Here is a 2,618-nt window from a genome sequence, read left to right on the forward strand (position 1 = left end):
ACCGAGGCCACTGAGGAAATTCATCATCACGTCGAGGTGCGTCATGCGGTCCTCGGCGATCCGGACACCCGATGCGCTGGTGGCCACCACCACCCAGTACATGTTCAGCACGGTGTAGTAGCGCAGCCGTTCCGGGTCTACGGAGAGGCCCGAGAGGCGTTCGTACTCCGCGATAAAGGTCTCCGCGTCGACGAGGCCGCTGCAGAGAAAACGGCCCTCGTCGTCCAGGTGGCCCCAGCCGCCGAGCATCGCGTACGCCAGGTCGTGGTGCCGATCGCCGAGGTGGCCGAGCTCCCAGTCGAGGATCGCCGTGATCTCGCCCGTGTCCTCGTCGAACAGGAAGTTCCCGTTGCGGTAGTCGCCGTGCACGATCGAGATCCGGTCGATCGGCGGGCGGTTGTCCCACAGCCACTGGCGGGTCAGCATGACCGTCGGGTGCGGCTCGAAGGAGTCCTCCTCCCACACCCGGTCCCACATCCCGAGCCGCCAGTCGACCCCCTGCGTCGTGCCGGCCGCCGGCACCCCGAAGGCGTCCAGGGCGACGGTCGACGGGTCCAGGGTGTGCAGCGTGGCCAGGTGGGCGACGAACTGGGGGGCGAGCTTGGCCCGCAGCTCCGGCCCGTAGGCCGTGCCGAGCCCGGACGCCTTGCGCTCGCCCTTTGTCGGCGCGGCGACACCACGGGCGAAGCCGCAGACCATCGCGGGCTCGCCCAGCTCGGCGCGGTCCTGGGTCACCCAGTAGGCGCGCGGCACGGGCAGGATGCCGTCGAGGGCCCGCAGGAGCTGGAACTCGCGAACGCGGTGCGTCTCCACGACGGAGGCGGGCGGGTTCATCCGCAGCACCATTCGGTCGCGGCGCGGCTCGCCGTCCTCCGTCCACTCGAGGTCGAAGCTGAACTGCTCCTTCGACGCGCCGCCCGGCAGCCGGGCGAGGCCGCTGATGGTGAAGGGGCCGTCCAGCCGGTGGGCGAGGAAGGCGTGGAGGCGCTTGCTGATGTCCTCCACGCTGCGGGCGGTGTGCACGTCGTGCCCCCGGCGTCGCAGCTTCGTGCTGAGGACCTCATCGACGGTCGGTTCGACGGGGTGGCGCCGACGCAGCTCCTCGATGCGCCGCTCCACGCCCTCCGAAGCACTCGTGATCGCGTGTTCCGTGATGACCATGGCCGGAAGTTAACACCGGCCATTTCGGGCACAACAGAGTAGAAACCTACTCTGTCTGGGCGCAGACGAGCGGGCGTCCGCGGACGAGTGCGGGGACGACACGCGCGGCGCGTTGCCCGTCGGCGCGGTCAGCGGAGAAGGCGCGCCAGGTCGGTCCGCCGGGACACGCCGAGCTTGTGGTACACGCGCTGCAGGCGGTTGCCGACGGTCCGCACGGATAGCTGCAACTCGGCCGCGATGTCGCGGTCGGTGTGTCCCGCCGCGGCCAGCAGCGCCGTCTCACGTTCGGCGTCGGTCAGCCGCACCCGCGACTCGATCGGCGCGAGCGCTGGGGTGACGGCGCCCTCGCAGCGCGCCGCGAGCACCGCCGCCCGGTGCAGCCCGGCATCCGCACGGCGGACGTCGCCTGCCCGGCGCCAGGCGACCGCAGCGTCGGCGGCGGCCTCGGCGGCCAGCAGCTCGGCGTCGAGGTGTTCAAAGGTCGTGGCGGCCACGTCGAGCGCGAGCGGGTCCTCCTCGGCGAGGGCAACGACGTGCGCGGCCCGCGCTGCGACGAGGTCGCCCTCCAGCTCCCGGGCGAGCGCAACGAGGTGGTCCACGACCTGGCGCGGCGCCCCGAGCCTGCCGATGTCGTGGAGCGCGGCTGCTGCGCCGGTGCGGTCGCCGATCTGCTCGCCCACCTGAGTCGCGCGGGCGAGCAGCTCGCGGCCCTGAGCGATCCGCCCCTCGGCCACGGCCGTCCACGCTTGGGCCGCGAGGTGGTCGGTCCAGCTCCACCGCGGCTGCTCGATCCCGAGGGCGTCGATGGCCGCGAGGGAGCGCCGCGCCTCCGCGGCGTCGCCGGCGAGGGCCTGCGCCTGGGCCAGGAGTGAGAGCAGCGTATGTCGGACCCCGACCCGCCCGAGCCGATGCAGCAGGGTCGCCGCCTCCCGAGCGTCACGGGTCGCGGGGCGGACGTTGCCGCGATCGCGGACGGTGCGCGACAGGTTCCAGAGGAACCAGGCCCGAGCCTCGCTGCTGCCTTCGTCAAGGCCGCGTTGGTGCTGCTCGCGGGCCAGCCGCTCGGCGTCCGCGAACCGACCCGCCTGCACGAGGACCTCACAGCGGGCGTGGAGGTTGAACCACGGGTACCAGTCGTCAGGTTCCGTCAGGGCGACGCCGGCCGCATACGCGCGGTCCGCCACATCCAGACCCTCGCGTAATCGGCCGAGGCGCCCGAGGCCGAACGCGCCCACGACGCCCATCCACACGAGCGACCGTCCCTGCGCCCCGGTCAGCAGCGGCTCCAGGACGCGCACCGCGGCCCGCGGCCCCTCGCTCCCCAGCACCAGCCCGGCGCGGTGGCTCGAGACCTCCGTCCGCAGGCCGGCATCGGCGATGGCCGCCTCCGCCTCCTCGGCGACGCGTAGTCCGTCCTGCATCCGGCCGAGCGAGAGCCACAGGACGTCGATCCGGGC

Annotated in this window: 2 protein-coding genes; both read right to left on the reverse strand. The window is 72.9% G+C overall.

All coding sequences use genetic code 11. The features are described 5' to 3' along the window. On the reverse strand, positions 1–1,161 hold a 1,161-nt coding region (locus DD1DGNOD_RS13320; protein ID WP_131770276.1), incomplete at its 3' end, for a phosphotransferase family protein. Between the two features lie 128 nt (positions 1,162–1,289). After that, positions 1,290–2,618: LuxR family transcriptional regulator (locus DD1DGNOD_RS13325; protein WP_131770277.1), on the reverse strand; the 1,329-nt coding region annotated here is incomplete at its 5' end.

The sequence above is a fragment of the Candidatus Protofrankia californiensis genome, from assembly GCF_900634765.1.
Classification (GTDB): Bacteria; Actinomycetota; Actinomycetes; order Frankiales; family Frankiaceae; genus Protofrankia; species Protofrankia californiensis.